Origin of the sequence: Mycolicibacterium aubagnense, assembly GCF_010730955.1 — a bacterium.
GTDB lineage: Bacteria > Actinomycetota > Actinomycetes > Mycobacteriales > Mycobacteriaceae > Mycobacterium > Mycobacterium aubagnense.
Genome location: NZ_AP022577.1, coordinates 5,622,072 through 5,647,502 on the forward strand (window position 1 = coordinate 5,622,072; position 25,431 = coordinate 5,647,502).

General features: G+C 67.7%; 24 protein-coding genes. 19 read left to right on the forward strand and 5 right to left on the reverse strand.

All coding sequences use genetic code 11. The annotated features are described in order from the left end of the window. Positions 1–42: 42 nt before the first annotated feature. The 7 genes from G6N59_RS26860 to G6N59_RS26890 all read left to right on the forward strand — a co-directional run bounded on the left by G6N59_RS26860 (position 43) and on the right by G6N59_RS26890 (position 10,382). On the forward strand, positions 43–450 hold the full coding sequence (locus G6N59_RS26860) for an OsmC family protein (RefSeq protein WP_138229944.1): 408 nt from the start codon (positions 43–45) through the stop codon (positions 448–450). Further along, a complete protein-coding gene (locus G6N59_RS26865; protein ID WP_138229945.1) occupies positions 447–725 on the forward strand; it encodes an acylphosphatase in 279 nt (92 codons plus the stop codon). Before G6N59_RS26860 ends, G6N59_RS26865 begins: the two co-directional genes overlap by 4 nt. A gap of 110 nt (positions 726–835) precedes the next feature. Beyond that, positions 836–4,423, forward strand: a complete 3,588-nt coding sequence (smc, locus tag G6N59_RS26870) for a chromosome segregation protein SMC (RefSeq protein ID WP_138229946.1) — start codon at positions 836–838, stop codon at positions 4,421–4,423. Positions 4,424–4,529: 106 nt separating this feature from the next. Beyond that, a complete protein-coding gene (gene ftsY / locus G6N59_RS26875; RefSeq protein ID WP_138229947.1) occupies positions 4,530–5,864 on the forward strand; it encodes a signal recognition particle-docking protein FtsY in 1,335 nt (444 codons plus the stop codon). A 253-nt stretch (positions 5,865–6,117) separates the two neighbouring features. Next, a complete protein-coding gene (locus G6N59_RS26880) occupies positions 6,118–7,482 on the forward strand; it encodes an ammonium transporter (protein ID WP_235678700.1) in 1,365 nt (454 codons plus the stop codon). Between the two features lie 54 nt (positions 7,483–7,536). Continuing rightward, positions 7,537–7,875: a P-II family nitrogen regulator gene (locus tag G6N59_RS26885; protein ID WP_138229949.1), complete on the forward strand. Its 339-nt coding sequence runs from the start codon at positions 7,537–7,539 to the stop codon at positions 7,873–7,875. 17 nt (positions 7,876–7,892) lie between these two features. Then, positions 7,893–10,382 (forward strand): [protein-PII] uridylyltransferase, encoded by a 2,490-nt coding sequence (locus tag G6N59_RS26890; protein ID WP_163911792.1) that lies wholly within the window; start codon positions 7,893–7,895, stop codon positions 10,380–10,382. Positions 10,383–10,389: 7 nt separating this feature from the next. On the opposite strand, the gene G6N59_RS26895 is transcribed toward G6N59_RS26890, so the two are convergent. Further along, positions 10,390–12,564, reverse strand: coding sequence for a molybdopterin-dependent oxidoreductase (locus G6N59_RS26895; protein WP_138230078.1), 2,175 nt, complete (start codon positions 12,562–12,564; stop codon positions 10,390–10,392). Between the two features lie 107 nt (positions 12,565–12,671). Here G6N59_RS26895 and ffh point away from each other — a divergent pair, with 107 nt between their 5' ends. Continuing rightward, entirely contained in the window at positions 12,672–14,243 is a 1,572-nt protein-coding gene (gene ffh / locus G6N59_RS26900) for a signal recognition particle protein (protein ID WP_138229951.1), read from the forward strand. A 40-nt stretch (positions 14,244–14,283) separates the two neighbouring features. Next, complete coding sequence (locus G6N59_RS26905; RefSeq protein ID WP_138230079.1) at positions 14,284–15,342, forward strand: amidohydrolase family protein; 1,059 nt, start codon at positions 14,284–14,286, stop codon at positions 15,340–15,342. A 1-nt stretch (position 15,343) separates the two neighbouring features. On the opposite strand, the gene G6N59_RS26910 is transcribed toward G6N59_RS26905, so the two are convergent. Continuing rightward, the gene (locus G6N59_RS26910; RefSeq protein WP_138229952.1) at positions 15,344–16,192 is read right to left on the reverse strand and encodes a D-alanyl-D-alanine carboxypeptidase family protein; all 849 of its coding nucleotides are present in this window, start codon (positions 16,190–16,192) and stop codon (positions 15,344–15,346) included. Between the two features lie 96 nt (positions 16,193–16,288). Further along, complete coding sequence (locus G6N59_RS26915; RefSeq protein WP_138229953.1) at positions 16,289–17,167, reverse strand: D-alanyl-D-alanine carboxypeptidase family protein; 879 nt, start codon at positions 17,165–17,167, stop codon at positions 16,289–16,291. Positions 17,168–17,239: 72 nt separating this feature from the next. Here G6N59_RS26915 and G6N59_RS26920 point away from each other — a divergent pair, with 72 nt between their 5' ends. The 5 genes from G6N59_RS26920 to trmD all read left to right on the forward strand — a co-directional run bounded on the left by G6N59_RS26920 (position 17,240) and on the right by trmD (position 19,835). Further along, a complete protein-coding gene (locus G6N59_RS26920; RefSeq protein ID WP_138229954.1) occupies positions 17,240–17,671 on the forward strand; it encodes a nuclear transport factor 2 family protein in 432 nt (143 codons plus the stop codon). Positions 17,672–17,876: 205 nt separating this feature from the next. Continuing rightward, the gene (gene rpsP, locus G6N59_RS26925) at positions 17,877–18,359 is read left to right on the forward strand and encodes a 30S ribosomal protein S16 (RefSeq protein WP_138229955.1); all 483 of its coding nucleotides are present in this window, start codon (positions 17,877–17,879) and stop codon (positions 18,357–18,359) included. Then, positions 18,356–18,598 (forward strand): RNA-binding protein, encoded by a 243-nt coding sequence (locus G6N59_RS26930; protein WP_003881089.1) that lies wholly within the window; start codon positions 18,356–18,358, stop codon positions 18,596–18,598. Before rpsP ends, G6N59_RS26930 begins: the two co-directional genes overlap by 4 nt. A 2-nt stretch (positions 18,599–18,600) precedes the next feature. Further along, entirely contained in the window at positions 18,601–19,128 is a 528-nt protein-coding gene (gene rimM / locus G6N59_RS26935) for a ribosome maturation factor RimM (protein WP_138229956.1), read from the forward strand. 5 nt (positions 19,129–19,133) lie between these two features. Further along, the gene (trmD, locus tag G6N59_RS26940; protein WP_138229957.1) at positions 19,134–19,835 is read left to right on the forward strand and encodes a tRNA (guanosine(37)-N1)-methyltransferase TrmD; all 702 of its coding nucleotides are present in this window, start codon (positions 19,134–19,136) and stop codon (positions 19,833–19,835) included. A 30-nt stretch (positions 19,836–19,865) separates the two neighbouring features. Here trmD and G6N59_RS26945 read toward each other — a convergent pair whose 3' ends face one another. Then, positions 19,866–20,789, reverse strand: a complete 924-nt coding sequence (locus G6N59_RS26945; protein ID WP_138229958.1) for a serine hydrolase — start codon at positions 20,787–20,789, stop codon at positions 19,866–19,868. 320 nt (positions 20,790–21,109) lie between these two features. Between G6N59_RS26945 and rplS the strand changes: the two genes are divergently transcribed. From rplS to G6N59_RS26970, 5 genes are all read left to right on the forward strand, one after another. Next, positions 21,110–21,451, forward strand: a complete 342-nt coding sequence (rplS, locus tag G6N59_RS26950; RefSeq protein ID WP_020103768.1) for a 50S ribosomal protein L19 — start codon at positions 21,110–21,112, stop codon at positions 21,449–21,451. A gap of 43 nt (positions 21,452–21,494) precedes the next feature. Continuing rightward, complete coding sequence (gene lepB, locus G6N59_RS26955; protein WP_138229959.1) at positions 21,495–22,346, forward strand: signal peptidase I; 852 nt, start codon at positions 21,495–21,497, stop codon at positions 22,344–22,346. 8 nt (positions 22,347–22,354) lie between these two features. Continuing rightward, positions 22,355–23,038 (forward strand): ribonuclease HII, encoded by a 684-nt coding sequence (locus G6N59_RS26960; protein WP_138229960.1) that lies wholly within the window; start codon positions 22,355–22,357, stop codon positions 23,036–23,038. Between the two features lie 83 nt (positions 23,039–23,121). Next, positions 23,122–23,427, forward strand: coding sequence for a DUF2469 domain-containing protein (locus G6N59_RS26965; protein WP_003893809.1), 306 nt, complete (start codon positions 23,122–23,124; stop codon positions 23,425–23,427). A gap of 3 nt (positions 23,428–23,430) precedes the next feature. Further along, entirely contained in the window at positions 23,431–24,150 is a 720-nt protein-coding gene (locus G6N59_RS26970) for a trimeric intracellular cation channel family protein (RefSeq protein ID WP_234884172.1), read from the forward strand. Here G6N59_RS26970 and G6N59_RS26975 read toward each other — a convergent pair. Beyond that, entirely contained in the window at positions 24,141–25,340 is a 1,200-nt protein-coding gene (locus G6N59_RS26975) for a cytochrome P450 (protein ID WP_138229961.1), read from the reverse strand. The genes G6N59_RS26970 and G6N59_RS26975 overlap by 10 nt on opposite strands. Positions 25,341–25,431: the final 91 nt, after the last annotated feature.

The following is a 25,431-nucleotide window of genomic DNA, read 5'->3' on the forward strand; positions in this document are numbered from 1 at the left end:
ACCGGCAGCAAAGCGGCCCCCCGGGCACGGTACAAATGACGCATGACGGAACTGTGGGTCGAACGGACCGGGGTGCGCCGCTATACCGGGTACAGCTCGCGTGGAGCAGAGGTCCTCGTCGGATCCGAGGACGTCGAGGGCGTCTTCACCCCTGGTGAACTCCTCAAGATCGCCTTGGCGGCGTGTAGCGGGATGAGCAGCGACGCGCCGTTGCGCACCCGGCTCGGCGACGACTACGACGCCACCATCCGGGTCTCGGGACCGCCGGACCGGGAGAACGAGGTCTATCCGCTGCTGCAGGAGTCCATGGAACTCGACCTCTCGAGCCTGTCCGAGGACGAGGTCAAGCGATTGAAGATCGTCGTCGAGCGGGCCATCGACAAGGTCTGCACGGTGGGCCGCACGCTGAAGGCGGGCACCGAAGTCGCTTTCGAGTTCGCCGACAAGTGACCGAGGAAGTCCGGCTGTCGGCGTGGGTACACGGCCAGGTGCAGGGCGTCGGGTTCCGGTGGTGGACCCGGGCCCGGGCACTGGAGTTGGGCCTCACCGGCTACGCCAGTAACAAGCCGGACGGCCGCGTGCACGTCGTGGCGCAGGGTTCGCGCGCCGACTGCGAGCGGTTGTTGGAACTCCTGCGCGGTGGCACGACCCCGGGCACGGTGACCACCGTGGTCGACGACTGGGCCGCCGCGGGCGACCCGATCGACGGTTTTTCCGAGCGGTAGGAGCCCCGCCGTACGACGATCAAGCGGGGGCCACGAGCCGCGTTGAGGAGTGCGGCAATTAGGGCAGGGGTCCCCGGCATTTAACCGGCGCGACGGTAGGGTTTCACCCCATGCATCTGAAGAGTCTGACGTTGAAGGGCTTCAAGTCCTTCGCGTCGCCGACGACTCTTCGCTTCGAACCCGGCATCACCTGCGTGGTGGGGCCGAACGGTTCGGGCAAATCGAACGTGGTCGACGCCCTGACCTGGGTGATGGGCGAGCAGGGCGCCAAGACCCTGCGCGGCGGCAAGATGGAAGACGTCATCTTCGCCGGCACCTCGTCGCGAGCCCCGCTGGGCCGGGCCGAGGTGACACTGACCATCGACAACTCGGACAACGCCCTGCCGATCGAATACTCCGAGGTGTCGATCACCCGCCGCGTGTTCCGCGACGGCGCCAGCGAGTACGAGATCAACGGCAGCAACTGCCGGCTGATGGATGTGCAGGAACTGCTGTCCGACTCCGGTATCGGCCGCGAAATGCACGTCATCGTCGGCCAGGGCAAGCTGTCGGAGATTCTGGAATCGCGCCCCGAGGACCGTCGCGCCTTCATCGAGGAAGCCGCCGGCGTGCTCAAGCACCGCCGGCGCAAGGAAAAAGCGGTCCGCAAACTCGACGCCATGCAGGCCAACCTGGCCCGCCTCACCGACCTGACCACCGAACTGCGTCGTCAGCTCAAGCCACTGGGCCGGCAGGCCGAGATGGCGCGCCGCGCCCAGACCATCCAGGCCGATCTGCGTGACGCCCGGCTGCGGCTGGCCGCCGACGATCTCGTGACCCGGCAGGCCGAATTCGACGACACCAACCAGACCGAGACCGCGCTGCGTCGCGAGCACGGCGAGGTGACCGAGCGTCTGGAAGCCGCCTCAGCGGAACTGGCCGGCCACGAAGCAGCGGTGTCGGGCTTGTCCGGCCGTGCCGAGGCCGCCCAGCAGACCTGGTTCCGGCTGTCCGCGTTGGCGGAACGGGTCAGCGCCACCGTGCGCATCGCCACCGAGCGCACCACCCTGCTGGACTCCGATCCCGAGATGTCGACCGGGCCGGACCCGGATGCGCTGGATGCCGAGGCCGACGCCGTCGCGGAGCACGAGGAACAACTCCTCGCCGAGCTCGCCGAGTCACGGACCCGGCTGGAGGCCGCCCGCGGTGCGCTGGCCGAGTGTGAACGTGCCGCGGCCGACGCGGAGCGGGCCCAGATGGCGGCGGCGCGGGCCGAGGCGGACCGTCGTGAAGGACTGGCCCGGCTGTCCGGTCAGGTCGACACCATGCGCACCCGCATCGAGTCGATCGACGAGGGCGCGGTCCGGCTGACCGGCAGCATCGAGGAAGCCGCCGCCCGGGTCGAGCAGGCGAAGGCCGAGTTCGAACTTGTGCAGAGCAAGGTCGGTGAGCTGGATGCCGGCGAGTACGGGCTCGATGAGCATCACGATCGGACCATCACGGCCATGCGTCAGGCCGACGCACGGGTCGAGGAGTTGCAGGCTGCCGAGCGTGCCGTCGAGAACCAGGTTTCTTCGCTGCGGGCCCGCATCGAAGCCTTGTCGGTGACTCTCGACCTCAGAGACGGGTCCGCGTGGCTGCTGAAAAACCATGACGGCTCAGGGCTTTTCGGCTCGGTAGCGGAATTGGTCAAGGTGCGGCCCGGTCATGAGACGGCGATCGCGGCCGTGCTGGGTGCGGCAGCGGACGCCCTGGCGGCCGAGAGTTTCGACGCCGCCCGCGCCGCGGTGGCCGCGCTCAAGCAGGGCGACGGTGGTCGCGCGGCCATTGTGCTCGGCGATTGGCCCGGTGAAACCGCTTCGCCGCGTGGGGAATTGCCGTCCGGTGCCCAGTGGGCGCTGGATCTGGTCGAAGTGCCGTCCCGGCTCGCGGGCGCGATGAGCGCGATGCTGGCGCGCGTTGCGGTGGTCGCGGATCTGCCGGCGGCGTTGGAGCTCGTCGCGGCGCGCCCGGAGCTGCGGGCCGTGAGCGCGGACGGCGACCTGGTCGGCGCCGGCTGGGTCAGCGGCGGGTCGGACCGTAAGCCGAGCGCGCTGGAGATCACATCCGAGGTCGAGAAGGCACGCGCCGCGCTGATCGACGCCGAGCGACAGACCAGCGAGTTCGGTGCCGCGTTGGCGGGCGCGCTCGCCGAACAGTCGGCTCGGCGGGATGCCGTCGAACACGCATTGGCCGCGCTGCATGAATCTGATGCCACCATCTCGTCGGTCTACGAGCACCTGGCTCGGCTGGGGCAGGAGGCCCGGACCGCCGATGCCGAATGGCAGCAGTTGATTGCGCAGCGCGACGAGTTGGAAGCCGGCCGCGGCCGCACGCTGGCCGAGCTGGCCGAGCTGGAAGACCGCTTGCACAACGCCCAGCAGGAGCCGATGTTCGACGTCGAGTTCGTCGACCGCTCCGAGACGACGGCGGCCGCCGAAGAGGCGCGAGCGGTCGAGGTCGAGGCCCGGCTGGCGGTGCGGACCGCTGAAGAACGAGCGAATGCCGTTCGCGGACGGGCAGATTCATTGCGCCGAGCCGCGGCGGCCGAACGTGAGGCCCGGGCGCGGGCGGCGCGGGCCCGGGAAGCGCGGGAGAACGCGGCGAAGGTCGCCGCCGCGGTTGCCGACTCCGGCCGGCTGGTTGCCGAAAAGCTCGCTGCGACAGTGGCGTTGGCGGCACGCAAGCGCGACGCACTGGCCACCGAGCGAGCCCAGCGTTCAGAGGGATTGACGCGCGTCAGGGCGGAAGTATCCGAACTCAGCGCCCGCGCGGGCGCGCTGACCGAGGCGTTGCATCGCGACGAGGTCGCGAAAGCGCAAGCGGCCCTTCGCATCGAGCAGCTTGAGCAACAGGCGCTCGAGCAGTTCGGGATGGCGGTGGCCGACCTGGTCGCCGAGTACGGCCCGGATGTGCCGCTGCCGCCGACCGAACTGGAGATGGCCGAATACGAGCAGGCCAAGGAACGCGGCGAGCAGGTCACCGCGCCCGTGCCGATGGCGTTCGACCGGCCCACCCAGGAGCGGCGCGCGAAGAAGGCCGAGAAGGAACTGGCCGAGCTCGGCCGGGTGAACCCTTTGGCACTCGAGGAGTTCGCCGCGCTTGAGGAGCGCTACAACTTCCTGTCCACTCAGCTGGAGGACGTCAAGGGCGCGCGCAAGGACCTGATGGACGTCATCGCCGATGTCGACGAGCGCATCCTGCGGGTGTTCACGGAGGCCTACACCGACGTCGAGCAGGAGTTCACCCAGGTGTTCGCGACGCTGTTCCCGGGCGGCGAGGGCCGGCTGCTGCTGACTAACCCCAGCGACATGCTCACCACCGGCATCGAGGTCGAGGCCCGTCCGCCGGGCAAGAAGGTCAAGCGGTTGTCGCTGCTGTCCGGCGGTGAGAAATCGCTGACTGCCGTCGCGATGCTGGTCGCGATCTTCCGGGCACGCCCGTCACCCTTCTACGTCATGGACGAGGTCGAGGCCGCGCTGGACGACGTGAACCTGCGCCGTCTGATCAGCCTTTTCGAGCAACTGCGGGAGAAGTCGCAGCTGATCGTCATCACGCACCAGAAGCCGACCATGGAGGTCGCCGACGCGCTGTACGGCGTCACGATGCAGGGCGACGGCATCACGCAGGTGATCTCGCAGCGCATGCGCGGCCAGGAGTTGGTCTCCAAACCCTCGTAAGGGTTCCCCCGGCGTCCAGTGCGGCGGCCACTCACACTTCCCCGGCCACTACCGCAGAGTCAGCGCCACGCGCGGGCAGCTACGGTGCGGCTGACAGAATGGCACGGTGTCGGAAGGTCTCTGGATCGCGCTAGCGGTCGTCGCAGTTCTCGTTGTCACTGCCCTGGTCGTCGGATTCGTCCGCTACCGGCGCAGCCGCATCTCGCTCGCCGCGCCGGAGGAGACGCCGAAGCTGGACCGCTCCGGCGGCTACACGGCGTCGTCGGGCATCACGTTCAGTAGTTCCGACACCGCGGAGAAGTTGCCGACCGTCGGCGACGACGCCGAGATTCCGCGTGATTCGCGCAAGCGGACCATTGCCGATGTCCAGCTCCCGGAGCCGGAAGTCGTGGCAGAGCCGGAAGTCCTGGCCGAGCCGGAGCCGGACATCGTGGCGGCGCCGGAGCCGACTGTCGCTCCCGAACCCGAGGCTGCACCCGAACCCGAACCCGAACCCGAGGTCGCCCCGCGCGACGAGATCGCGCCCACTGCCGGCCGGTTGGAGCGGCTGCGGGGCCGCCTGGCCAAGTCGCAGACCACGCTGGGTCGCAGCATGCTGGGCCTGCTGGGCGGCGGCGACCTGGATGAGGACTCCTGGGAGTCCATCGAAGACACCCTGCTGATCGCCGACCTGGGGCCGGTCGCCACCGAATCGATCGTCGCCGCGCTGCGCAGCCGGATTGCCGAGGCCAACGTGCGCACCGAGGCCGATGCCCGCGCGGTGCTGCGCGAGGTGCTGATCAACGAACTGCGGACCGACCTGGACCGGTCCATCAAGGCACTCCCGCACGCCGACAAGCCGTCGGTGCTGCTGGTGGTCGGCGTCAACGGAGCCGGCAAGACCACCACCGTCGGCAAACTGGCCCGGGTGCTGGTCGCCGACGGCCGCCGCGTCGTGCTCGGGGCGGCCGACACCTTCCGCGCCGCTGCTGCCGACCAGCTGCAGAGCTGGGGCGCCCGCGTCGGCGCCGACATCGTGCGCGGTCCCGAGGGCGCCGATCCGGCCTCCGTGGCGTTCGACGCCGTCGACAAGGGCATCGCAGCGGGTGCTGATGTGGTCGTGGTCGACACGGCGGGCCGCCTGCACACCAAGACCGGCCTGATGGACGAGCTGGGCAAGGTCAAGCGCGTGGTCGAGAAGCGCGCCAAGGTCGACGAGGTGCTGCTGGTCCTCGACGCCACCATCGGACAGAACAGCCTGCCGCAGGCCCGCGTCTTCGCCGAGGTGGTCGACATCACGGGCGTGGTGCTCACCAAGCTCGACGGAACCGCAAAGGGTGGCATCGTGTTCCGGGTGCAGCAGGAGCTCGGTGTGCCGGTCAAGCTCGTCGGCCTCGGCGAGGGGCCGGACGACCTGGCGCCCTTCGAACCCGGGGCATTCGTCGACGCCCTCTTGGGATAACCGAACCCCCGCGAGCTGGGGGCGCCGCCCGCTCGCGGGGGAGAGTGAAAACCCCGTATTTCCCGCGAAATTGGAGGTTTTCGCGTCTGCTCAGCAGGCGTGAGAGGTGTCATTAACCGCGCCGAAACGTAACTGGTCAATCCGTTCACATATGTGAAACGCGCGCGCGCTGTCGGCGAAACAACCGATGCGCAAAGTTCTGGCCTAGGTCATTGGCATCCGCCCGTGACATAGGTGAAGGAGGAAGCGGCCAGTGGATGGATTCCCGATAATGGGTGTCCCCAATTCCGGGGACACGGCTTGGATGCTGGCCAGCAGCGCACTTGTGCTGCTGATGACGCCAGGCCTGGCGTTCTTCTACGGCGGTATGGTGCGTGCCCGTGGCGTGCTCAACATGATCATGATGAGCATCAGCGCTATGGGCTTGGTGACGGTGTTGTGGGTCCTATACGGCTTCTCGATGTCGTTCGGCAATGACACCAGCAATCTGTTCGGCAACCCGGCTCAGTTCTTCGGGCTGAAGGGCATGTTCACTGCCGTCAACGGTGCCGCGGCGGTAGCCGCCGTGCCCGCCAGCGGCAGTGTTGCGGCAGTCGCCGCCGTACCGGAAGTCGACATCCCGCTGTTCGGCACTATCCCTGCGCTCGTTTTCGTCATGTTCCAGCTGATGTTCGCGATCATCACAGTCGCCCTGGTCTCGGGCGCGGTTGCCGATCGGCTGAAGTTCAGCAGCTGGTTGGTCTTCGCAGGACTGTGGGCGACGGTCGTCTACTTCCCGGTTGCGCACTGGGTGTTCGACTTCGACGTGAAGGATGCCGCCGGGAAGGTCATCCATCACGGTGGCTGGATCGCCAACAAGCTCAACGCAATTGACTTCGCCGGTGGTACCGCCGTCCACATCAACTCGGGCGCTGCCGGTCTGGCGCTATGCATCGTGTTGGGCAAGCGCAAGGGCTGGCCGACCACCAAGATGCGGCCGCACAACCTGCCGTTCGTGATGTTGGGTGCCGGCCTGCTGTGGTTCGGCTGGTACGGGTTCAACGCCGGTTCGGCGCTGTCGGCAAATGCATCGGCTGCGGAAACCTTCACCACCACGACCATTGCCACCGCTGCGGCAATGTTGTCCTGGCTTCTCGTCGAGCGGATCCGGGACGGACATGCCACTACGCTGGGTGCCGCGTCGGGCATCGTCGCCGGGCTGGTGGCCATCACGCCGTCCTGTTCGTCGGTGAACGTCGTCGGTGCGCTGGCGATCGGCCTGATCGGTGGTGCGGTGTGTGCCTTGGCCGTCGGCCTGAAGTTCAAGCTCGGCTTCGACGATGCGCTTGACGTCGTGGGCGTGCACATGATCGGTGGTCTCACCGGCACGCTGTTGATCGGTCTGTTCGCCACCGACGAAGCGCCGGCTGCGGTCAAGGGCTTGTTCTACGGTGGCGGCTGGGCCCAGCTGGAGAAGCAGGCCGTCGGCGCGTTCTCCGTGCTGGCGTACTCGTTCACTGCCACGCTGATCCTGGCGTTGATCATCAAGTACACAATCGGGCTGCGGCTGAACGAGGAAGATGAGGCGAGTGGTATCGACGAATCGCAGCACGCGGAAACCGCTTATGAACTCGTGTGATGATCGGGAAGAATTCAAGATGGCAGCCACGGGTATTTGGAAGGAATTGATCAAATGAAGTTGATCACGGCGATCGTCAAGCCGTTCACGCTCGAAGACGTCAAGACCGGCCTGGAGCAGATGGGCGTCCTCGGGATGACCGTCAGTGAGGTGCAGGGCTACGGGCGGCAGAAGGGCCACACCGAGGTCTACCGTGGCGCCGAGTATTCGGTGGACTTCGTGCCGAAGGTGCGGGTCGAGGTCATTGTCGACGACGCGTCCGTCGACAAGGTCGTGGATGTCATCGTGCAGGCCGCGCGGACGGGCAAGATCGGTGACGGCAAGGTGTGGGTCACGCCCGTCGAGACCGTGGTGCGCGTCCGTACGGGCGAACGGGGCAGCGACGCCATCTGACGGCAGCTGACCACCAGATGACCATGCAGACACCAGATTCCGCTGCCGGGGCCGACGACACTTCGGTTTCGCAGGCTTCGGCAGCGGGATCACCCCGTCCGGCAAGCGACCTGAGCGCCGCTGTCGAGCAGCTGCTCGCCGGCGGCGCGCGCCGGCTCGATTCGGCGGCGTTGCGCGAAGCTCTGGTTGATCTGTACGAATTCTGGCTTGCCGCAAAGGCAACCGAGATCGGTATCACCGAGACCAGCGGCTTCGCCATCGTGGCGACCGGCGGGCTCGGACGGCGGGAAATGCTGCCGTACTCGGACCTGGATTTGATGCTCTTGCACGACGATCTGCCGAAGGACGTCGTCACCGAGGTCGCCGAGGCGCTCTGGTACCCGTTGTGGGACGCCAACATTCATCTGGACCACAGCGTCCGGACCGTGCCGCAGGCACTCAAGACCGCGGCCGGTGACATCTCCGCGGGGCTGGCCATGCTCGATGCGCGGCACATCGCCGGCGATTCGGATCTGTCGTCCCTACTCGTCGGCGGTGCCCGGCGGCAATGGCGGACCGGGATCACGTCCCGTTTCACCGAACTGATCGAGCATGCCGCGGCGCGGTGGGAGCGTTCCGGTCAGATCGCGCACCGTGCCGAGCCGGATCTGAAGAACGGCCGCGGCGGCCTGCGTGATGTGCAGCTGTTGAACGCGCTGGCCATGGCGCAGCTGGCCGATGTCTACCCGAGCCGTTCGGTGGCATCACCGATCGGCACTCTGGGCGAGGCGCATCTGGCCCTGCTCAACGTCCGCACCGAACTGCATCGCGTTTCGCACAAGGGACGCGAGATGGTGCTGGCCCAGTACGCCGACGAGGTCGGCGGCGCGCTGGGCATCGGTGACCGCTTCGATCTCGCGCGGATGATCAGCGATGCTGCCCGAACCATCAGTTTCTACGTGGACGCCGGTGTGCGTACCGCGGGGAATGCCTTGCCGCGCAGAGGCTTCGCAGCCCTCAAGCGACCGGTACGACGGCCGCTCGACGAGGGCGTGCTCGAGTTCGGCGGTGAGGTCATCTTGGCTCGCGACGCCAAGCCGCAGCGCGATCCGGGCCTGATCCTGCGAGTGGCCGCGGCGGCGGCCACCAACGGACTGCCCATCGCGGCCTCGACGCTGGCGCGGCTGGCCGAGTCGGCGCCCGAATTGCGGGCCCCGTGGCCCAAGGAAGCACTCAACGACCTCCTGGTGATGTTGACGGCCGGGCCGGGCGCGGTGGCCACCGTCGAAGCCCTCGACCGGACCGGGTTGTGGGGCCGGTTGTTCCCGGAGTGGGGCGCGATCCGCGATCTACCGCCACGCGACGTCGTCCACATCTGGACCGTCGACCGGCATCTGATCGAAACCGTCTCCCGGGCAAGCGCTTTCACCACCCGGGTGGACAGGCCCGATCTGCTGGTGTTGGGCGCGCTGCTGCACGACATCGGCAAGGGGCGGGGCGGCGACCACAGCGCCATCGGTGCCGAGCTGGCCAACCAGATCGGTCTCCGACTGGGCCTCTGGCCGGCGGACATCGAGGTGCTGGTCAAGATGGTCCGCTACCACCTGCTGCTGCCGGATACCGCGACCCGTCGAGACCTGCAGGACCCCAAGACCATTGCCGCGGTGGTCGACGCGCTCGGCGGCGACCCGCTGCTGCTGGAGTTGCTGCACGCGCTGGCCGAGGCAGATTCACTGGCCACCGGCCCCGGTGTGTGGGGCGACTGGAAGGCTTCTCTGATCGGCGATCTGGTCCGGCGGTGCCGGCTGGTGATGGCGGGGGAGAGCCTGCCGCACCCCGACCCCATTGATCCGCAACTACTTTCGCGGGCCAACCAATCCGGTGTCCATGTCGAGCTGGCGGTGGCCGACAGCCCACACCTGTTCAACGTCACGATGATCGCTCCGGACCGGCGCGGCCTGCTGTCCAAAGCGGCCGGGGTCCTGGCGCTGCACTCGCTGCGCGTGCACTCGGCGTCGGTCAACAGCCACGAGGGGCTGGCAATCAACACGTTCGTGGTGTCGCCGCACTTCGGCTCGCCACCGGCCGCCGAACTGTTGCGCCAGCAGTTCATCTTGGCGCTCGACGGTGAGCTGGACGTGATCGCCGCGCTGGAGCAGCGCGACGAGGAAACACCTGCCCCGACCCGGCGCGCCGGTGAGATTCCGGCAGCCGTGCCCGGCTACCACGCGATCGCGCCGCCGCGCGTGCGGTGGTTTGCAGGCTCCTCGGCTGGTGAACTGGTGGTACAGATTCGCAGCGCCGACCGGCCCGGCCTACTCGCCCGGCTGGCCGCCGTGGTCGAGCACAAGGACGTGGACGTCGCCTGGGCGAAGGTGACGACGCTCGGCGCGACCGTCGTCGACGCCTTCGGTCTGGCGGTTCCCGAGGCCTTCACGGCCGCCGAGGCCCGGACCGCGTTCGAGCAGGATCTGTATGCGGTGCTGCCCGCCCCGCCGCCGGTCAAGCCCGCAACAGCCGCCAGCTGAGACCGGTTCAGCCGGCGCTCACGTTGACCCAGGTGTTGTTGACGGCCGCCGTCCCGGTGAAGGGGTCTACCAACGCCGGATCGTGGAGGTCGTTCACATTGGCGCCGGGCAGGCTATCGGCATGGCGCCAGCCGGTGTTCGTGTGGCCCCAGCCGTGCGGAACCGCAACGGTGCCCGGGCGGATATCGTCGCTGAGGTCCAGCGGCAGCTCGATGCGCCCGACCGCCGAGGTGATCCGGACCATGTCGCCTTGCGTGAGCCGGCGCGCATCAGCATCGGAGGGATGCATCAGCAGCGTGCACTTGTTGGAGCCGCCTGTCATCGACGGCAGATTGTGCAGCCAGGAGTTGTTGCTGCGCAGTTGACGCCGGCCGATGAGCTGCAGATCGCGGCCGGAGTCGTCAGTGTTGTTCGCCGCCTTGTCGAGCAGCTGGACGGCGGCCGCCACGAACTCGGGAGGCGCCAGGGCCACCTTGCGGTCGCGGGTGGCGATCACCTTGCGCAGCCGCGGATGCAGTGGACCGAGGTCCAGGCCGCCGGCGCTGGACCGCAGGTCGTCCATTGACTTTCCCTTGCGGCCCTTGCGGATTCGCCCATAAGGTCCGGTTGCCAGCGCTACTGCGGCCATCCGCATCGGGTTGGCGAACTGGATCAGCGGGGTGCGCAGCGGCGCGGTCAATTGCCGTAGCGGAGCCGGGAGGAGTTCCATGGTCAGGCGACTGAGGATTTCCCAGTCCTCCAAAGCGCCTGCGGGCGGGTCGAAGGACCGGTGTTGGTAGCGAATGTTGTTGCGCACGCTGAAGATCGTGGTCAACAGCCCGACGTCTTCGCGCTCCAGCGGTGACACCGGCGGCAGGATGAAGTCCGCGTGCCGGGTGGTTTCGGTGACGTACATATCCACTGCCACATACAGATCCAGCGATGCCAGCGCCTCGCCGAGTCGGCCCTTCTGTGGGACGGACGACACCGGGTTGCCGGCGTAGGTGATCATCGCGCGGATCTGGCCGTCCCCGGGGGTGAGGATTTCGTCGGCCATCGCGACGGCGGGCAGCTCGGCACGGAAGGACTGGTAGCGGCCGGACCGGTCGGTCCACGCCCCGTGTCCCACCGGGACATACTTGGCCAGCCGTGGCAGGTCGGCGATCGGCGTGGAGAACATGGTTCCGCCCGCGCGGTCCAGGTTGCCGGTGACCGTGTTGAGGACCATGACCAGCCAGCTCACCAGGGTCCCGGTCTGTTGTTGGCAGATCCCGATCCGGGCGTAGATCGCGGCCGATTCCGCGGCTGCATGCTCGCGCGCCAAGGTGCGGATCGTCTCCGCGTCCACCCCGGCGCGCTGTGCGACAGCCTCCGGACTGGCGCCGCCGACCAATCCCTTGAGTTCGTGCCATCCGGTCGCGATCTGATCGAGAGCCGCTGTATCGCAAAGGTTTTCATTGATCAGCACGTGCAGCATGCCCAGCAGCAGGTACGCGTCGCCGCCGGGGCGCACCGACACGTGCTGGTCGGCCATCCGGGCGGTCTCGGTCCGGCGGGGGTCGATGACGACGACGGTGCCGCCGCGTTCGCGGATCGCCTTGATGCGGCGTTTGGCGCCCGGCATGATCGACATCGAACCGTTCGACACCGCGGGGTTGGCGCCGAGAATCACCAGCCGCTGGGTGCGGTCGATATCGGTGATCGGGACCAGGACGTTGGAGCCGAAGACCCGCCACGCGGCATATTCGTGAGGCATCTGGTCGAGCGTGGAGGCCGAGAAGAAGTTCGGGGTCAGCAGGGCCGCCCGCAACATCAGGCCGTAGAACGCGCCCGAACTGTGCGCTGCCGGGTTGCCCAGGTACATCCCGGCCGAGCGGACCCCGTGCTCCTTGCGGATGCGACGCAGTCGGGCCCCGATCTCGGCGAAGGCCTCGTCCCAACTCACCGGCTCGAAACTGTCGCCGACCCGCCGCATCGGGGTGCGCAGCCGGTCGGGATCGTGGTGGAGGGCACCCATAGCGGTGGCCTTGGGGCAGATATAGCCCTTCGAGAAGACGTCGTCGGGGTTGCCCTCGATGCGGCTGACCTTGCCGTCGGTCACCGTGACGTGGATTCCACAGTGCGCCTCGCACAGCGTGCACTGGCTGACGTGCGTGGTGGCGACCACATCGTCTGTAGCGCGGTGTACTCCGGGCAGGGGCATGTCGATCGCTGTCACAGGGCCTCCGGGACGATCTGGCTACGTGCGTGACCAGACTATCCACGACAGTGCGCTCCAGGCCAGACCCAGCCGCCCGTTAGGCTTGTCCCGTGTTTGAATCCCTGTCCGACCGGTTGACCGGTGCGCTGTCGGGTCTGCGCGGCAAGGGCCGGCTGACCGACGCCGATATCGACGCCACGGCCCGCGAGATCCGCCTGGCACTGCTCGAAGCCGACGTGTCGCTGCCGGTGACGCGCGAGTTCATCGGCAGGATCAAGGACCGCGCCAAGGGCGCCGAAGTTTCCGGTGCGCTGAACCCGGCGCAGCAGGTCGTCAAGATCGTCAACGAGGAGCTCATCGGCATCCTCGGTGGTGAGACGCGTCAGCTGGCATTCGCCAAGACCCCGCCGACGGTCATCATGCTCGCGGGTCTGCAGGGTTCCGGTAAGACCACCCTGGCCGGCAAGCTGTCGAAATGGCTTGCCGAGCAAGGACATACGCCGCTGCTGGTGGCCTGCGACCTGCAGCGCCCCGGTGCGGTCAGTCAGCTCCAGATCGTCGGTGAGCGGGCGGGCGTCAGCGTCTTCGCCCCGCACCCGGGAGTGTCGCCCGGCGGCGTGACCATCGATCAGATGACCACCGGTGACCCGGTTTCGGTGGCCGCCGCGGGTCTGGCCGAGGCCAAGGCCAAGCACTTCGACGTCGTGATCGTCGATACCGCCGGCCGCCTCGGTATCGACGAAGAACTGATGGCCCAGGCCGCCGCGATCCGCGACGCCGTCAAGCCTGACGAGACGCTGTTCGTCCTCGACGCGATGATCGGTCAGGACGCCGTCACCACCGCCAACGCCTTCCGTGAGGGCGTCGGCTTCACCGGTGTCGTGCTGACCAAGCTGGACGGCGACGCCCGCGGTGGTGCCGCGCTGTCCGTGCGTGAGGTCACCGGCGCGCCGATCCTGTTCGCCTCCGCCGGCGAGAAGCTCGAAGACTTCGACGTCTTCCATCCCGACCGCATGGCGTCGCGCATCTTGGGCATGGGTGACGTGCTCACGCTGATCGAGCAGGCCGAGCAGGTCTTCGACCAGAAGAAGGCCGAAGAAGCCGCGGCCAAGATCGGTTCCGGCGAGCTCACGCTCGAGGACTTCCTCGAGCAGATGCTGATGATCCGCAAGATGGGTCCGATCGGAAACCTGCTGGGCATGTTGCCCGGTGCCGGTCAGATGAAGGAAGCCCTGGCAGCTGTCGACGACAGCCACCTGGACCGCATTCAGGCCATCATCCGCGGTATGACCCCCGCTGAACGATCCGACCCGAAGATCATCAACGCCTCGCGGCGGCTGCGCATCGCGAACGGCTCCGGCGTGACGGTGGCCGACGTCAACCAATTGGTCGACCGCTTCTTCGAGGCCCGCAAGATGATGTCTGCGATGGCCGGTCAGATGGGAATGCCGTTCGGCCGCAAGAACACCCGCAAGGCCGCCAAGGGCAAGAACAAGCAGGCCGGCAAGAAGAAGGGCGGGCGGGGGCCGACGCCGCCGAAGGCCGCCAACCCGTTCGGCCTCGATCCCAGCGCATTGCCGGGCGGCTTCCCGGACCTGTCCAACATGCCCCAGGGGCTCAACGAGCTGCCGCCGGGCCTTGCCGATTTCGATCTGTCGCAGCTGAAGTTCCCGAAGAAATAGCGTGACCGCAGCGGCTTCTCCCGTCGCTCCGCTCGCCCCGATGCACGTGCGCGGTCGAGGCTTGCCCGACGGCGACGAGGTGCAGTGGTGGATACACGGCGGGGTGCTGTCGGCCGAACCCGTCGCCGGCGCGGAGACGATCTTCGACGGTGGCTGGATCATCCCCGGCCTGGTCGACGCGCACTGCCACGTGGGCCTCGGTCCGGGCGGCGCCGTCGAGCTCGACGAGGCAGAGCGCCAGGCCGAGACCGAGCGGCAGGCCGGGGCGTTGCTCCTGCGCGACGCCGGTTCGCCGGTGGACACCCGCGGCTTCGACGACCGCGATGACCTGCCACGGATCATCCGGGCGGGTCGGCACCTGGCCCGGCCCAAACGCTACCTGCCGGGGCTGCCGATCGACATCGAGGACGAGTCGCAGCTGCCGCAGTACGTCGCCGAACAGGCCCGTCGTGGTGACGGCTGGGTCAAGCTCGTCGGCGACTGGATCGACCGGGGAGTGGGCGACCTGGCCCCACTGTGGTCCGACGGCGTCCTCAAACAAGCCATCGAGGCCGCGCATGCCAACGGCGCACGGGTGACGGCGCACGTATTCGGTGAGGAGGCGCTGCCGGGGCTGATCAACGCCGGCATCGACTGTATCGAGCACGGCACCGGGATCACCGACGCCACCATCGAACTGATGCTGGCCCACGGTACGGCGCTGGTGCCGACCCTGATCAACATCGAGAATTTCCCCGGCATCGCGGAGAAGGCGGCCAAGTTCCCGGCCTACGCCAAGCACATGCGCGATCTGTACGCGACGTGCCCGCAGCGCGTCGGGGCCGCGCACGAGGCCGGGGTGCCGATCTATGCGGGCACCGACGCGGGCGGCATGATCGCCCACGGCCGGATCGCCGACGAGGTCGCCGCCCTCGGCCGCGTGGGTCTGAGCTCGACGGAAGCGCTGGGGGCGGCCAGTTGGGACGCGCGAAAGTGGTTGGGGCGTCCGGCACTTGAGCACGGCGCACCGGCCGACCTGGTCTGTTACGCCGACGACCCGCGGGTGCCGGGGGTGCTCGACCACCCCGCGCTGGTGATCCTGCGCGGCCGCGTCTACTGACTCAGGTGTATTGGCTGAAACCCCAGTCGAACAATTGCGTCGCCTGTCCGTAGAGATCGCCGGTGCCGTACATCTGCACCACGATCAGCCGGTGATTCCCGCGCTGTGCCGCACCGACGTACGTCTTGCGGGCGAGGTCCGTGTAGCCGGTCTTGCCGGCGAAATCGCCCGGGTATCTGGTCAGCAGCTCGTTCTGTCCGGTGAGGGTCCGGCCGGGGAACTCGGCGGACGTCTGCCGGAAGATTTCGGCGATCACCGGATAGGTCAGCGCCGCGCGGTAGATCACCCCGAGGTCGCGCGGTGTGGTGATCGATTCCCACCCGGGTCCGTCGAGCCCGGACGGCGAGCCGGCCCGTGTGCCTCGGGCACCGAGCGAAGCCGCCTTGCGGTTCATGGCGGCCACCGTGACGCGCTGCCCGCCGAGCATGTCGGCCAGCATGTTGGCGGCGTCATTGCCCGACACCATCAGCAACCCGTCCAAGAGCTGGCGCACGGAGTACACCTGGCCGGGTTTGAGCCCGACGCACGAGCACTCGACCTTGGTGTGTGACTCGTTGGCCCGTCCGAGCGCATCCGGACGCAGGTTGTCCAGCACGACCATGGCCAGCAGTGGCTTGATGGTGCTGGCCGGGGCGTACGAGCCGCCCGGGTCTTGGGACGCCAGTACCTGGCCGGTATCCAAGTCGGCGACCAGCCACGCTTTGGCAGGGCCATTGGCCAGCGCCTGCGCGCCCGCAGGCTGCACGGAGGGTTCGGCTGCCGCCCGATAGTCGGCACCGCCGACGCCGGCGATCGGGGTCGCCAGTGCCGTGCTGAGGGCCAGTACGGCGGCCGTGAACAGTCTGCGCACGAGCGCCGACGCTACGGACCGCAGGCTGCGATGAGCTCGCGCCGAGATTCCGGTCGGGTATCAGTTACCCCGGGTGATCCCCGTCGCTTCGCTCGTCTACAGCGAACCGACGCTGACCGAGCGGTCCTGCGCGAAGCCCCAGTCCAGCAACTGCGAGGCCTGATCCCAGTAGGTCGGACCGCCCTCGTGCACCATGCCGTACATCATGGCGATGACCAGTCGGCGTCCGCCGCGGTCCGCGCCGGCCACGTAGGTCTTCTTGGCGGCGTCGGTGAACCCGGTCTTGCCACCGATGGTGCCCGGGTACCGCTGCAACAGCTGGTTCTCGTTGACGATCTGCTCGTTGCCGTTCTTTCCGGGGAACGTCGCGGCGGGCTGCGCGGTGATCTGCGCGAAGTAGGGGTTGGCCATGGCGGCGCGGAAGATGATCGCCAGGTCGCGGGGCGTGGTCCAGCCCGAGCCGCCGGCGCCGTCCAGCCCGGACGGGGTGGCCGCGTGGGTGTCGACGGCGCCGATGGAGGCGGCCTTCGCGTTCATCTTGGCGACCGCGACGTCGTAGCCGCCGATCATGTCGGCCAGGGCGTCGGCGGCGTCGTTGCCCGATGCGAGCAGCACCGCGTCCAGCAGCTGGCGGGCGGTGTACACGTGGCCGGGGACGATGCCGACGCAGTTGCACTCCACCTGGGTGTCCGCGACGGTGCCGGTCACGGTGGCCTCCAGGCTCGGCAGCTCACTGAGCGCGGTCAGCGCCAGCAGCGTCTTGATGGTGCTGGCGGGCGGGTGCCGCAGGTCGATGTCGCGGCCGGCGAGAATCTGGCCCGAATCCATGTCGGCGACGATCCAGGCCGGGGCCGGCCCTGCCGGGATCGGCACGGTGCCGACCGGCTGGATGTCGGGATCAGCGGCCGCCAGCGGCGGCGCGACCAGGACCACGAGCGTCAGCGCGGCCATGACGGCCGTTGCGAACCTTCCCATGGAGCCAGCAGCCTACTGGCCGAACCTGGACTGTGCCGTCTCAGCGGCGCCCCGGTGGTGTTCAATCGGACCATGTTGAGTCTGGAAGAGATCTCGGACCGTCTGGAAATCCAACAACTGTTGATCGCGTACTCGACGGCCATCGACATCCGCCGATTCGATGATCTGGCACAGGTTTTCACGCCCGACGCCTACATCGACTACCGGGCGATGGGTGGTATCGACGGGCATTTCCCCGAGGTCAAGGAATGGCTGTCCCAGGTGCTGCCGAATTTTCCCGCCTATGCGCACATGCTCGGTAACTTCGACGTCACCATCACCGGGGACACCGCGAAGTCGCGGACCATCTGCTTCAACCCGATGGTGCTGCCGGCGGCGAACGCGGACACGCAGAGTCAGGTGCTGTTCTGCGGTCTCTGGTACGAGGATGAGTTCCTCCGCACGGCGGAGGGCTGGCGCATGACGCGCCGGGTCGAGACGAAGTGCTTCGACCGCGTGGTCTGATCGCGCACCTCGCGCCGAGCGGCCGCCCGGCGGGTCACCGCGGGATTTGGGCCGGTCGCAGCTGCTCTGGCAGAATGGTCGGCTGTCTGTCGGCGACTCGTTCAATGCGTCGCGCGGCGGTCACACACGTGAGGCAAGACCGGACCGGGCAATCCGCCTGAGTCGCTGAATTGCAGCGTGGCAATCATCAGGAGAAGTGCAGAACATGGCTGTCAAGATCAAGCTCACCCGGCTTGGCAAGATCCGCAACCCCCAGTACCGCATCATCGTCGCCGACGCGCGCACCCGCCGCGATGGCCGCGCCATCGAGGTCATCGGCCGGTACCACCCGAAGGAAGAGCCGAGCCTGATCGAGATCGATTCGGAGCGCGCGCAGTACTGGCTGGGCGTCGGCGCGCAGCCGACCGAGCCGGTCGCCGCCCTGCTGAAGATCACGGGTGACTGGCAGAAGTTCAAGGGCCTGCCGGGCGCCGAGGGCACCCTGAAGGTCAAGGAGCCCAAGCCCTCCAAGCTGGACCTGTTCAACGCCGCGCTGGCCAACGCCGACGCCCCTGCCGGTGGCGAGGCTGTCACGCTGAAGAAGCGCAAGGACAAGAAGGACGAGGTCGTCGAGGCCGCCGCCGAGGCTACAGACGCTGCCGGCGAGGCTGCTACCACCGAGGCCGAGGCCGAAGCGCCCGCCGAATGAGCAGCGTCGTCGTCGACGCCGTAGAGCACCTGGTCCGCGGGATCGTCGACAACCCCGACGATGTCCGGGTCGACATGGTGACCAGCCGCCGCGGTCGCACCGTCGAGGTGCACGTGCACCCCGACGACCTGGGCAAGGTCATCGGGCGCGGGGGCCGCACGGCCACCGCGCTGCGGACGCTGGTCGCCGGTATCGGCGGCCGGGGCATCCGCGTCGACGTGGTGGATACCGACCAGTAAATATGGACCTCGTGGTCGGCCGCGTCGTCAAGGCGCATGGCATCAGCGGCGAGGTTGTCGTTGACATACGTACCGATGATCCCGGTGAGCGTTTCTCGCCGGGATCATCGTTGCGTGGTAGGCCGGGGGCCCGTAATCCCGGCCCCGAACGCACCTACGTTGTTGAATCGGCCCGGGAGCACGGCGGCCGGCTACTGGTGCGGCTCGATGGCGTGGCCGACCGCAATGCCGCAGATGCGTTGCGCGGCACGCTGTTCCTGGTGGATTCCGCCAGTCTGCCGCCCATCGAAGAGCCCGACGAGTTCTACGATCACCAGCTCGAGGGGCTGAAGGCCCGCACCGTCGACGGCGTCGACATCGGTGTGGTGACCGAGGTGCTGCACACTCCGGGCGGCGAACTGCTGTCCATCCGAACGGAAGCCGGTGCCGAGGTACTGGTGCCGTTCGTCACCGCTATGGTGCCGACGGTGTCGCTGGCCGACGGTCTGGTGGAGATCGATCCGCCGGACGGCCTGCTCGAGTTGGATTGACGCCCATGCGGATTGACGTCGTCACCATTTTCCCGGCGTATCTCGATGCGCTGCAGCAGTCCTTGCCGGGCAAGGCGATCGCCAACGGCACCGTGCAGCTGGGCGTCCACGACCTGCGGAACTGGACGCATGACGTCCACAAGTCGGTCGACGATTCCCCGTACGGCGGCGGGCCCGGCATGGTGATGAAGGCGCCGGTCTGGGGTGCCGCGCTCGACGAAATCTGTACGCCGGAAACCGTTTTAGTGGTCCCGACGCCGGCGGGCCGGTTGTTCACCCAGGAGCATGCGCACCGCTGGACGGGCGAGCCGCACCTGGTGTTCGCCTGTGGTCGCTACGAGGGCATCGACCAGCGGGTCGCCGATGATGCCGCGCGGCGGATGCGGGTCGAAGAGGTGTCCATCGGTGACTACGTGTTGCCCGGCGGCGAATCCGCGGCACTGGTGATGATCGAAGCCGTGGTTCGGTTGCTGCCCGACGTCCTGGGCAATCCGGCGTCGCACCAAGATGATTCACATTCCGCGCACGTCGGGGGAGTGCTGGAGGGGCCGAGCTACACGCGGCCACCGGTCTGGCGGGACCTCGAGGTGCCTCCGGTGTTGTTGTCCGGCGACCATGCCAAGGTTGCGGCGTGGCGTCGCGAACAGGGGCTGCAGCGCACGCGCGAGCGCAGGCCGGACCTGCTGAACCCGGATCGCTCGGGCTAGGACGGATTCCCGTCGCTTCGCTTGCCCCGGCTAGCTGATTCGCCCGCCCGGGAACATCGTCTTGACGGCGTTGGTGATCGTCGCGCGGGCCGTGGCGTCATCAGTGGGCTGCAGCGAGCCGATGGCCATGACATAGCGCCGGTCCGCGCCGATCACGCCGGTGGACATGTGCATCCAGTTGTTGCCGTTCCATTCCGGCATCCAGCCCTGCTTCACGGCAACCGGTTCGCCGTACAGACCATCCGGGATGCCGAAGCGCTGCGGGTAGCCGTCGGCGCCGGAGGGCGTGGATGCGGCCAGATCGGCCAGGATGATGCCGGCCAACTCTGGGGGCAGCCCACCGGAGCCGTTGAGCAGCTCGTCGTAGTAATGCACCAGGTCGGTAGGGGTGCTCATGGTGTTCCACCACTTGCCGTCGTAGGGCACCGAGGTTCCGGTCAGACCGTAGCGGGCTGCCACGCGGGTGATGACGTTGTTGCCGCCGCTGCGGTTCCAGAAGACCTCGGCAGCGGAGTCGTCGGACGACCGCAGCATGGTGTCCAGCGACTGGCGGTCGGCCGCGGTGAGCTCGATCTGGCCCTTGGCCTCCTGCAGCAGGAGATCGTCGGCGATGAACAGCTTGGCCACCGACGCGATGGGCATCGCGGACCCGTCGCCGGTGGCGATCACCTGGCCGGTGTTGCGATCGAGCACCGCGGTGCTGATCGACGCCCCGGCTGCCGAGGCATCGGTGGTGGCACTGCGTTCGCGGGCATCGAGGCCTGTCATGGCCGCAGCGGGTTCGGCGGCCGGAGCTTCCGGCATCTCCAGCGCGCTGACCACCGGTACGACGGTCAGCGCGATCCGGTTCTGCGGCGGCGCTCCGTACACCTTCGCCTCGCAACCAGCTGTGAGCATCACCGCTGCTGCCGCGGCAGCGGTGATGCTCAGCAGCTTCGACGGCTGCGGGCGCATGGTTCTCCTAAACCTCACGACGGATAAAATTCTGGTTGATCAGCGTAACGGGTAAAGCTGTGTTGGGTGTGGCGTCTGTGACAGCGCAGAGTGTGATGTCTGCTGCACCAGGCCCGGTGGGGTCACGATTTCGTCACCCGGCGGCTGTCTGGCACAATTGAGCAGTTGTCCGCGCTGGGCGCGGGGTCGGCGTCTGTTTCGGATGTGTCCCCGCCCGCTGCGGCATCCGCCCAAGTACGTCCGTAAAGAGAATGGCTTTTCCGTCGCGCCGCATGGCGTCCGGCGGCTGTAGCCCGCGAGTTAGCAAGGAAGTGTCACCGATGAAAACGCTGGACTTCGTCGATCAGGCGTCGCTGCGCGACGACATCCCGGCCTTCAACCCCGGCGACACCCTCAATGTGCACGTCAAGGTCATCGAGGGCAACAAGCACCGCATCCAGGTGTTCAAGGGCGTCGTGATCCGTCGCCAGGGTGGCGGTATCGGTGAGACCTTCACCGTCCGCAAGGAGAGCTACGGCGTCGGCGTCGAGCGGACCTTCCCGGTGCACTCGCCGAATATCGACCACATCGACGTCGTCACCCGCGGCGACGTGCGTCGCGCCAAGCTGTACTACCTGCGCGAGCTCCGTGGCAAGAAGGCCAAGATCAAGGAAAAGCGCTGAGCTTGTTCGGCGACCTCGCTGCCGAACTGACTAGCCTGGTGCCGTGACCGGCCCAAGCGAAGACAGCACCACTCCGGACAGTCCGACGACGGACGACGCCGACACCACTGCGACCGCCGACTCGGCCGGCAAGGCTGACGAGGCCGGCGAGAAGCCGAAGTCGAAGCTGGCCGCGCTGCGCGAAGGCGTTGTCCTCGTCCTCACCGCGGTGCTGCTGTACTACGTCGTGCTGACATTCGTCGCGCGGCCGTACCTGATTCCCTCGGAGTCCATGGAGCCCACGCTGCATGGCTGCAGCGGCTGCGTCGGCGACCGGATCATGGTCGACAAGTTGACCTATCGGTTCGGCGCGCCCGAGCCCGGCGACGTCGTGGTCTTCAAGGGCCCGCCGAACTGGAACATCAGCTACAAGTCGATTCGCTCGGACAACCCGACCATGCGCTGGATCCAGAACGCGCTCTCGGTCATCGGCTTCGTGCCGCCTGACGAGAACGATCTGGTGAAGCGCGTGATCGCGGTAGGCGGCCAGACGGTGCAGTGCCGCAACTCGACGGGTCTGACGGTCGACGGCAAGAAGCTCAAGGAGCCGTACCTGGATCCGGCGACCATGATGGTCGACCCGGCGACGGACCCGTGCCTGGGCAACGAGTTCGGCCCGGTGAAGGTGCCGGACGGCCGGCTCTGGGTGATGGGGGACAACCGCACCCACTCGGCCGACTCGCGCGCCCACTGCACGAACACGCCGGCCGACGCCATCAACGCGCTGATGTGCACCGGTGACCCGATGGCGGGAACCGTGCCGGTAGCCAATGTGATCGGGAAGGCCCGGTTCATCGCGTGGCCGCCGTCGCGCTGGGGCGGTGTGGTCACGGTCAATCCGCAGACCGGTCAATAGGTTTTGCCGTGCCGGTTTGGCCACCTCGCACGGTGATCCGCAAGTCCACGGGCCTGCGCACCTTGGAGTCCGCGCTGTACCGCGGCGGGTTGGGGCCCGTGGCCGGGGTGGACGAGGTGGGCCGCGGGGCCTGTGCAGGCCCGCTCGTCGTCGCAGCTTGTGTGTTAGGGCCGAATCGGCTGGAAAGCCTGGCGGCCCTTGATGATTCGAAGAAGCTGAATGAAGCCGAACGTGAACGGTTGTTCCCGTTGATCCGGCGCTACGCCCTCGCGTACCACGTGGTGTTCATTCCCTCGACCGAGGTGGACCGGCGCGGGGTGCACATCGCGAACATCGAAGGCATGCGCCGTGCTGTCGCGGGGCTGTCTCTACGGCCGGGCTACGTACTCTCTGACGGGTTCCGGGTACCGGGCCTGCCGGTGCCGTCGCTGCCGGTGGTCAGCGGGGACGCCGCGGCCGCCTGCATCGCCGCGGCCAGCGTCCTGGCCAAGGTCAGCCGCGACCGCCTGATGGTCGAGATGGATGCCGTGCATCCGGGCTACGGGTTCGCGGTCCACAAGGGTTACAGCACCCCCGCGCACACCGCGGCACTGGCGCAACTTGGGCCGTGCCTCGAGCACCGCTTCTCGTTCGCCAATGTGCGCAAGCTGGCTGCCAACCCGGCGATAGGGCAGCGCTGCCGATCCGGGTGAGGAAAAATGGGAACTAGTCGCCAATCCGAAGAAGACATGGCCCGCAAGAACCGAAGGACCGCTGAACCGATGAGTCTGTGCCGATGAGTGCCGAGGATCTCGAGAAGTATGAAACCGAGATGGAGCTCTCGCTGTACCGCGAGTACAAGGACATCGTCGGGCAGTTCAGTTACGTCGTGGAGACCGAGCGCCGCTTCTACCTGGCCAACAGCGTCGAGCTGATCCCGCGCAACGCCGACGGCGAGGTCTATTTCGAGCTTCGGCTGGCCGACGCCTGGGTCTGGGACATGTATCGGCCGGCGCGATTCGTGAAGCAGGTCCGGGTCATCACCTTCAAAGATGTCAACATCGAAGAGGTCGAGAAGCCCGAACTCCGCCTGCCCGAATAACCCGTGTCGACCATCGGCGAGCTGTTCGCCGTCATCGACCTGGCCGGCGTCCTGACCAACGCGATCCTGGGTGGGATCGTCGCCCGCGACGAGCGCATGGATCCCATCGGCTTTCTGACCCTGGCGTTGCTCTCCGGGCTCGGCGGCGGCATCATCCGCGACACCCTGTTGCAACACGGACCGCCGGTGGCGCTCACCGACTTTCGTTACGCACTGTGTGCGGTGATCGGTGCCGCGATCGCGTTCCTGATGCCCATCGGCGGTCGCGGCTGGCGTGCGGTGTTTCCCTACGTGGACGCACTGGCCCTCGGTTGCTGGGCGACCGCCGGCGCACAGAAGACATTGGCGCTCGGCCTCGGCTGGGTGCCCGCCCTGCTGCTGGGCACCATCACCGCGGTCGGCGGCGGCGCGCTGCGGGACATCACCACGCACCGGGTGCCACAGATTTTCGGCGGCACCACGCTCTACGCCACCAGTGCCCTCGCGGCCAGCGCGGTGGTTGCCGGGTTCTGGTACGCCGGGCTGGCGCAAACCGGCGTTCTGGTCGGCACGACGGTCGGCGCGGGCCTGTGTCTGATCTCCCGCCGCCGCGGCTGGCAGCTCTGGAGCGGTTTGTCGTGGGAATACAGCTTCACCCGCAAGCCGGGGCAGCGGCTGCCACATGTCTCGGTGCGCATGTTGCGTGACGGTGCCGCCGACGGCACCGGTGACGGTCAGCGGTAGCGCAGTTCCAGGCGCCGGTGCCGGCGCACCATGAGGCTGGGTACCCATTCGGCGTCGGCCAGCTCGAACCAGTCGGTGGCCTCCAACAGCATGGTGATCCCGATGCGGGCCTCGGTGCGGGCCAGTGCCGCCCCGACACAGAAGTGCAGACCTTTCCCGAACGCCAGATGATTGCGCAGATTCGGCCGGCCCAGCTGCAGCAGGTCGGGATCGGCGAAAACCGCGGGGTCGCGATTGGCCGAACCCCAGAGCAGCAGCAGATGCCCGTCCTTGGGCAGTGGTACGCCGGCCAGCGTGGTGTCTCGGCGGATGTGCCGGTGATGGTTGCGGAAGGGCGACTCCAGCCGCAGCGTCTCCTCCAACAGGGCGGGCACCAGCCCGAGGTCGCCCCGTACCTGCTGCTGGACGTCGGGCAGGGTCGCCAGCAGCCGGGTGGCGTTGCCCATCAACCCGGCGGTGGATTCGCCGCCGGCACCCACCAGCTGCACCAGCATCAGCACCGCCACGTTGTCTTCGATGGTGCCGTCGGCCACCGCGCGGGCGAGGTCGCCGAGCAGGTCGTTGCCAGGGTTCGCCTGCGCCTCGGCGAATTTCGCGTACAGGTAGCAGGCCAGCTGCGTGGAGGTCTCGACCGCGGTGCTGATGTGTTCGAGATCGAAGACGCCGCTGAGCAATTCGGTACTGCCGTACCCCCACTGCACCAATTGCGGCACATCGTCATCGGGGAGCCCAATCAGCCTGGCCACCAACGTCATCGGCAATCGGTCGCCGATGGCGGACATCCACTCGATGCGGCCGTCCGCCGCCGCATCGCGCCACAGTCGTCGGGCAACGTCGGCGATCACCGGCTCAAGAGCCCGGATTCGTTTGGCCACCAGGGCCGGCAGCACCAGCTTGCGTTCGTGCGCGTGCCGCGGGTCGTCGCCGGTGGCCAGGACATGTCCAGCGGTGTCGACGGCTCCCATGCCGAAGGTCGACGGCCGCGTTCCCTCGGTCACCAGCGTGGCGGTCAGATTCGACGAGAAGTCGTCCGGGCGGCCGGCGGCCTCCTGGACGGCGTCCCAGGTGGTGGCCAGGTAGAAGTCTGTGCCGGTAACCCGGTGCACCGGACCGGCGAGTCGGAGCTGCGCGTAACAGGCATACGGATCGTCCAGCGTGGACGGGCTGAGAAGATCTGAAACTAGTTGCACGCCTTGAGTTTTGGGCTCAGGAATCGGCATGTCAAGGGTGATTCTGGGCTGTCTCACGCACAGTCCGCGAGCTGCGCTGATGCGGACGATT